Genomic DNA, 7,439 nt, shown 5'->3' with positions numbered 1-7,439 from the left:
GCGCGACGCGCCACCGCGTCCGGGCATCCCCGGAGGGTCGACAGGCCGCCCCGGGAACGGTTTATCTTCGACAGCACGTAGAACAGACCGGCCACCGGATTCGCAAGCCCTCCCACCGGCGGTCGCCCGAAGGCGGCGCGACCATGCCGCCGCTGCGACGACCATGCCTACCGAGCCTGCCGACCCGACCACACCCGCTGACCCGACCACGCGTGACGAGCCGATCATGTGCGATGACCGACCACGCGTGACGACTCACGCGTCATGACCATGGAGGCCGAACATGCCAGCCGACGGTGACCACCGACGGTCCGACAGTGGCGACCAACTGCTCGCCGCCGCCCGGCTGATCTCGATTGCCGAGGCGACGTCCTTCCTACTCCTGCTGGTGGCGACCGTGATCAAACATACGGCCGATCATCCCGGCGGGGTCAGGGTACTCGGGCCGATCCACGGCGTGCTCTTTCTCGCCTACTGCGCGGTCATCGTCGCCGTCGCCACGGCACATCACTGGGCGACGCGGCGGACGCTGCTGGCGCTCGGCGCGTCCGTCCTGCCGGTTGCTCCCTATTTCGTCGAACGCCGCTGGCTGCGGCCATCGGCGTCCGACCGCACCGCCGATGCCGCCCACACCGGACCGGGCACCCCCGCCACATCGGCATCCGAACCCGCGTCCTGAAGCCAGGCCCCCGAACCGCCGCGGTCACCTCCCGGGCCAGCCCCGGGAGGTGACCGCGGGCCGTCCCGGCAGGGGCGAACCCGCCGTGACGGTCACCATGGCACCACGAAACGGCACGAACACCCCAATGGCCGCGCAACATAACCGTTACCGCGATGACTTGCATACCGGGCATGATGCACGTGCACGACACGCCGACCCCGAATACGCGGAGATGGGGCCTGTCCGTGCCACCGTCAGGGAAGTCGGGATGGGACGAGAGGGTCCGTGATGTCCACGCGCGCCCTCTGTGTCGTGAGCGTGCCCTGGGGAGTGGTGTCCGGATGGAACAGGTCCTTGTGGGCGGTGACGAGCTGACCTTTCTGATCTGCCCGCAGTGCGGTGACGAGCGCGGTTTCGAGCAGCCCCCGTGTTCCGACGGACACGACGCGGACTGCCCCGACCGTGCCTGCGTCGACTGCGGAACGGCCGTGTTCCTCAACCCCGGGCAGCCGGACTCCCCCGCCGCCCGGGTACCCGCGCGGGAGCCGGAACCGTCTGGTGGATCAGCACACCAGCAGCGGCTGCGCCGTGTCGCCTGACCACATGTCGCCTGATCGGTCGACCGCCACCTGTCGGTGGGTTTCCTGCCGGCTGGTCCGCGTCCCGCTCGCCCGTACCGCCGCCCGCGCCGCGTCGCGCGTCCACGCTCCGTCGCGCGTCCACGCTCCGTCGCGCGCCCGCAGTCAGGACGTCCTACCGTGACGTCCATGGGTGCGCCGCTGTCTCCAGACGGCGGCCCAGCTGTCTTCGTCGCGGCCACGGCGGCGCTGCGGGACGCGATGGGCCGAGTCCGTCCGGAGGTCGCGGTACACGAGATCCAGGCGCCGGCGCGACTCGCGCCGTACGCGTTCGCGGCCGCCGGCGGGCTCTCGCGGGACGGTGACGAGGCAGCCTCGGGCCGGCTGATCCTCCTGTTCGACCCGGCCGGGCACAGCGCATGGGAGGGCACGGCGCGGTTCGTCTGCTATGCCCGCGCGGCAGTCGACCCCGAGATCGCCACCGACCCACTGCTGCCCGAGGTCGTCTGGTCGTGGCTGCGGGACGCGATGGAGGCCAACCAGGCCGGCTACCGGGCGATCGGCGGCACGGTGACCATCACGAACTCGAAACGGTTCGGCGTGCTGGCGGCGGACGGCGACAACTCGGATGTGGAACTGCGCTGCTCCTGGTCACCGGAATGGCCCGGGACGGCCAACGGTTGCGATCACCGCGTGTGGCGGCCCGCCGAGGCGGCGGCCCAGCTCCACTCCTTCGCCGACCTGCTGGCGGCCATGGTGGGCCTGCCGCCGCGAGTACGCGGAGTGGTGCCCCTGCCGTCCCGCCATCCGTGCTGACCCCGGCTCGACGCGGTCCCGGTGCCGGCCCCGTCCACCCCGGCTCCACACCATCTCGACTCCACACCATCTCGACACATTGAGCGACGGAATGACTTTCCAGAGTGAAAGAAGGCCCCCGATCCGGGACAAACCGCCGTCCCTGGTCGATCCGGTCGGCTTCCCTGTGCCCGACCAGCACGCTTGGACGCTGTTCGCGACGTACCATCGCCGATCGTGACGTCGACGGTTCCGGACTCATCCCACCAACTCGGCCAAGGGCCGGACAACAGCGCGGGAGCGGCCCGCCCGTTGCTGGAACCCGCCGAGGGCATACCCGCCGTGATCGTCGACCGGACGGCACTGCTCGCGGCGGCGGCACGGCTGGCCGCCGGCACGGGCCCGGTCGCCTTCGACGCCGAACGGGCCTCAGGCTACCGCTACAGCCAGCGGGCCTACCTCGTCCAGATACGCCGCCGTGGCTCGGGCACCCACCTTCTGGACCCGGTCGCGCTCGCCGACCTCACCTGTGTGCAGGACGCCGTCGGCGACGCCGAATGGGTTCTGCACGCGGCCAACCAGGACCTGCCCTGCCTGGCCGAGGTCGGCCTGCGTCCGAGCCGGCTCTTCGACACCGAGCTGGCCGGCCGGCTGCTGGGCTACGAGCGGGTCGGACTCGGGATCATGGTCGAGAAGGTGCTGGGCTTCACCCTGGAGAAGGGGCACTCCGCCGCCGACTGGTCCACCCGGCCCTTACCCGAACCGTGGCTGCGCTACGCCGCGCTCGACGTCGAACTGCTCGTCGAACTGCGCGACGCCCTGGAAACCGAGTTGGAGACGCAGGGCAAGCTGGCCTTCGCCCGGGAGGAGTTCGCCGCGATCGCGGCCGCTCCCCCACGGGAACCACGGCCGGGCCTGTGGCGGCGCACCAGCGGGATCCACCGGGTCCGCAACCGACGCCAGCTCGCCGCGGTCCGCTCGATGTGGACAACCCGGGACCGGATCGCCCGCGAACGCGACATCGCGCCCGGCCGGGTACTCCCGGACAGCGCGATCATCGAAGCGGTGCTGGCCGCTCCCGCGGACATCGAGGCCCTGACCCGGTTGCCGGTCTTCTCCGGCCCGCGCCTGCGCCGCACCGCGCGGACCTGGTTCACCGCCCTGCGGGAGGCTACCGGGCTGCCCGATGACGCTCTGCCCGCGCCCGCCTCGGCGAACGCCGACACCCTACCGCCACCGAACCGGTGGGCCGACCGCGACCCGGCCGCAGCCGCCCGGCTGACCCGGGTACGCGCCCGTCTCACCGCGATCGCCGCCGAGCGGACCATGCCGGTGGAGAACCTGCTGGAACCGGCGCTCGCCCGCCGGCTCGCCTGGTCACCACCGCGTCCGGCGGCCGACGAGCAGCCGGTCGACGACCAGCCGGCCGACGACCGGCGTGTGACCACCGAACTGGTGGCCGGGATGCTGCGGGCCGGCGGCGCCCGGCCCTGGCAGGTGACGCTCACCGCCGGGCCGATCGCGGACGCCCTGGCCGAGCCGCCGGCAGAACCGGCAGCGGCAGAACCGGTGGCAGCAGCCGAGCCGGTGACGGAAGCAGCGGCCAGGCCAGCGGCGGAGCCGGCAGCCGAACCGACGAACGGCCCGGGCGGAAGCGCGTAGCCGTCCGGGCTGCTCTGTCGGACTGCTCTGTCGAGCCATCGCTGTCGGACTGCCGCTGTCGCCGGCCTGGTCAGGGCCGGTGTCGAATCATGATCGACGCCAGGTCGGGGCTGGTGCCAGGCCGGCGTCGGTGTCGAACCGGGATCGAGGCCGAATGGGGTTACCCATGGGTAACCTTCTGCCGTAGGCTGACCGTGTCGGCGGTCACGCCGGCACCGGTACCGTCCTCCCGGTAGATCGCCGTCCGTCACATGCGCTCCGCGAACGTGACCGGACCGGTTTCGATAGCGACCTGCCGGGTCTCCCCGGTCAGGAGGCACAGTGTTCCAATCTGCCAGGGACTCCGTCCGCGACGTCGTGTTCGTCGACGGCGTCCGAACCCCCTTCGGCAAGGCCAAGGGGGTCTACTCCGAGACACGAGCGGACGACCTGATCGTCAAGGTCATCCGTGAGCTGCTGCGGCGCAACCCGGCACTGCCGGCGGAACGGATCGACGACGTGGCGATCGCCGCGACCACCCAGACCGGCGACCAGGGCCTGACCATCGGCCGGGTGGCGGGCATCCTGGCCGGGCTGCCGCAGTCCGTGCCCGGCTACGCCATCGACCGGATGTGCGCCGGCGCGGTCACCGCCGTCACCACCACCGCGTCCGCGATCGCCGTCGGCGCCTACGACGTCGCGATCGCCGGCGGCGTGGAGCACATGGGCCGCCATCCCATGGGCGAGGGCGCCGACCCCAACCCGCGCTTCGTCTCCGAGAAGCTCATCGACACCTCCGCGCTGGTCATGGGCCAGACCGCGGAGAACGTGCACGACCGCTATCCGACGATCACCAGGGAGCGGGCGGACGCCTACGCGCTGGCCTCCCAGCGGAAGGTCGCCAAGGCTTACGCCGACGGGCTGATCCAGCCCGACCTCGCCCCGGTCGCCGCCCGCCACACCGAAAGCGGTTGGGAGCTCGTCACCACCGACGAGCCACCCCGCCCCGACACCACCCTGGAAGGGCTGGCCGGCCTGAAGACGCCGTTCCGGCCGCACGGCCGGGTGACCGCGGGCAACGCCGCCGGCATCAACGACGGCGCCACCGGCTGCATCCTCGCCGCCGGGGAGGTCGTCGAGGAACTCGGGCTCACCGCGAAGATGCGGCTGGCCGGGTTCGGTTTCGCCGGCGTCGAACCGCACGTGATGGGCCTCGGCCCGATCCCCTCCACCGAGAAGGCGCTGGCCCGCACCGGCCTGTCCATCGACGACATCGGGCTGTTCGAGCTCAACGAGGCGTTCGCCGTCCAGGTGCTCGCCTTCCTCGACCACTTCGGGATCGCCGACGACGACCCGCGGGTGAACCCCTTCGGCGGGGCGATCGCGCTGGGGCACCCGCTGGCCTCCAGCGGCGTCCGGCTAATGACCCAGCTCGCGCGCCACTTCGCCGACCGTCCCGACGTCCGCTACGGGCTGACCGCCATGTGCGTGGGCTTCGGCATGGGCGCGACCACCATCTGGGAGAACCCCCACTTCACCGGCAACGCCGGCGCTACCAGCGGCAGGAGCGCCGCCAGCACCGCCGCGCGGACGCCCGGACGGACAGGAGGAGCCCGATGAGCGGGACGCCGGCCACCGCCCTCGACTTCCCCGGCGAGGTGGTGACCCAGGCCCACGTCCGCTACGTGGTCCTGCCGGGCGTGGCCGGGCCGCTCGCGCTGGTCACCCTGGACAACGGCCTGGACCACACCCGCCCGTCGACCTTCGGGCCGGCCGGCCTGCGCAGCCTGCTCGCCGCCGCCGACGAGATCGAGGCGCACACCCCGGCCGTGTCGGCGATCGCCGTCACCGGCAAGCCGTTCATCTTCAGCGTCGGCGCCGACCTGGCCTTCCGGTCGTCGCTGCGCGACCCGGAGGCGGCCCGGGCCGGCATCCACGCGATCGGCGAACTCGGCCACGCGGCGTTGCGACGGATCGGTGAGGGCCGCTTCGGCGGCCGCAAGGTCCCCACGTTCGCGCTGGTCAACGGCGCGGCCATGGGCGGCGGCCTGGAAGTGGCGCTGCACTGTGACTACCGTGCGCTGTCATCGGACGTCACAGCGCTGGCGCTGCCGGAGGTCTTCCTCGGCCTGGTGCCCGGTTGGGGCGGGACCCAACTGCTGCCCAACCTCGTCGGTGCGGACCGCGCGGTCACCATCGCCATCGAGAACCCGCTGAACCAGAACAAGATGCTGCGCGCCGCGCAGGCGTTCGCCCTCGGCCTCGCCGACGTGCTGCTCGAGCCGGCGGACTTCCTCGAGGAGGCGCTGCGCTGGGCCGCCCGCGTCATCCGCGGCGAGATCGACCCGGCGGCGGCACGGGCGCCGGTGCGGCGCGGCCAGGTCTGGGCGGACGCGGTCGCCCGCGGCCGGGCGCTGGCCGACGCCAAGCTGCACGGCGCCGCCCCGGCCGCCTACCGGGCGCTGGACCTGCTCGCGCTCGCCGAGACCGCCGACCGGGGCACCGGCTACGCGGCCGAGACCGAGGCGCTGGCCGACCTCGCCGTCAGCGAGGAGCTGACCGCCAGCCTCTACGCCTTCGACCTGGTGCAGAAGCGGGCGAAACGCCCGGCCGGCGGGCCGGACCCGGCTCTGGCCCGGCCGGTGACCAAGGTCGGCGTGGTCGGCGCCGGGCTGATGGCCAGCCAGCTCGCGCTGCTGTTCGCGCAGCGCCTTCAGGTGCCGGTGGTGCTGACCGACATCGACCAGGCCCGCCTCGACGCCGGCCTCGCCACCGTCCACCGTGAGATCGACAACCTGCTGACCAGGAAGCGGATCTCCCCGGACAAGGCGTCCCGGCTGCACGGCACCGTGAGCGGCTCGCTGACCAAGGACGCGTACGCCGACGCCGACCTGGTCATCGAGGCCGTCTTCGAGGATCTGGCGGTCAAACAGCGGGTGTTCACCGAACTGGAGGCGGTCGTCTCCCCCGACACCCTGCTGCTGACCAACACCTCGGCGCTGTCGGTCAGCGACATGGCGTCCGTGCTGAGGCATCCGCAGCGGGTCGCGGGGCTGCACTTCTTCAACCCGGTGGCGATCATGCCGCTGGTCGAGGCGGTGCGGGGCCGGCAGACCGACGACGCGGCGATCGCGACGACGCTCGCGGTCGCGAAGAAGCTGCGGAAGAACGCGGTGCTCACCGCGGACACGCCCGCGTTCGTCGTCAACCGCCTGCTCACCCGGTTCATGGGCGAGGTGCTGGCCGCCATCGACAACGGCACCCCGGTGGAGGATGCCGACCAGGCCCTCGAGCCGCTGGGCCTGCCCATGTCACCGCTGGTGCTGCTCGGGCTGGTCGGCCCCGCCGTCGCCCTGCACGTCGCCGAGATCCTGCACGCCGCCTACCCGGAGCGCTTCCCCGGCACCGAGGGCCTGGGCCGGCTGGTGGCCGCCGGCAAGACCAGCGTCTACACGTGGGGCCCCGACGGCCAGCAGGTCGACCCCGAGGCCGCCGAGCTCATCAGATCCGCGGCCAGCGGTGACACCCCGGTGCTGACCGGCGAACAGGTGCGGGAGGCGTCCCTGGCCGCGCTCGCCGAGGAGATCCGCGCCCTGCTCGACGAGGGCGTGGTCACCGAGGCCGCCGATGTCGATCTGTGCCTGCTGCTCGGTGCGGGCTGGCCGTTCCACCTCGGCGGCATCACCCCCTACCTGGACCGCACCGGCATCAGCGAGAAGATCACCGGCCGCCGCTTCACCCCACCCGGCGTGGCCACCCTGTCC

6 protein-coding genes are annotated in these 7,439 nt (G+C 72.5%); all 6 read left to right on the top strand.

Annotation, left to right across the window (positions count from 1 at the left end; genetic code table 11):
* Positions 1 to 283 precede the first annotated feature (283 nt).
* Positions 284 to 679, top strand: coding sequence for a DUF3817 domain-containing protein (locus CM1CMNOD_RS08260; protein ID WP_013873219.1), 396 nt, complete (start codon positions 284 to 286; stop codon positions 677 to 679).
* 323 nt (positions 680 to 1,002) lie between these two features.
* Positions 1,003 to 1,260, top strand: a complete 258-nt coding sequence (locus tag CM1CMNOD_RS08255) for a hypothetical protein (RefSeq protein ID WP_013873218.1) — start codon at positions 1,003 to 1,005, stop codon at positions 1,258 to 1,260.
* Between the two features lie 168 nt (positions 1,261 to 1,428).
* Positions 1,429 to 2,055 carry a DUF3000 domain-containing protein gene (locus CM1CMNOD_RS08250; RefSeq protein WP_043603303.1) on the top strand — a complete coding sequence of 209 codons (627 nt, stop codon included), beginning with the start codon at positions 1,429 to 1,431 and terminating at the stop codon, positions 2,053 to 2,055.
* 216 nt (positions 2,056 to 2,271) lie between these two features.
* On the top strand, positions 2,272 to 3,696 hold the full coding sequence (locus CM1CMNOD_RS08245; protein WP_013873216.1) for an HRDC domain-containing protein: 1,425 nt from the start codon (positions 2,272 to 2,274) through the stop codon (positions 3,694 to 3,696).
* Between the two features lie 321 nt (positions 3,697 to 4,017).
* Complete coding sequence (locus tag CM1CMNOD_RS08240; RefSeq protein ID WP_013873215.1) at positions 4,018 to 5,295, top strand: thiolase family protein; 1,278 nt, start codon at positions 4,018 to 4,020, stop codon at positions 5,293 to 5,295.
* The coding region (locus tag CM1CMNOD_RS08235) for a 3-hydroxyacyl-CoA dehydrogenase NAD-binding domain-containing protein (RefSeq protein WP_013873214.1) at positions 5,292 to 7,439 on the top strand (2,148 nt) is incomplete at its 3' end. The genes CM1CMNOD_RS08240 and CM1CMNOD_RS08235, both read left to right, overlap by 4 nt.

It is taken from the genome of Protofrankia symbiont of Coriaria myrtifolia (assembly GCF_900634755.1).
Classification (GTDB): Bacteria; Actinomycetota; Actinomycetes; order Frankiales; family Frankiaceae; genus Protofrankia; species Protofrankia coriariae.
Note: the sequence above shows the minus strand (reverse complement) of the source record. Positions and strands in the feature narration are given on the sequence as shown.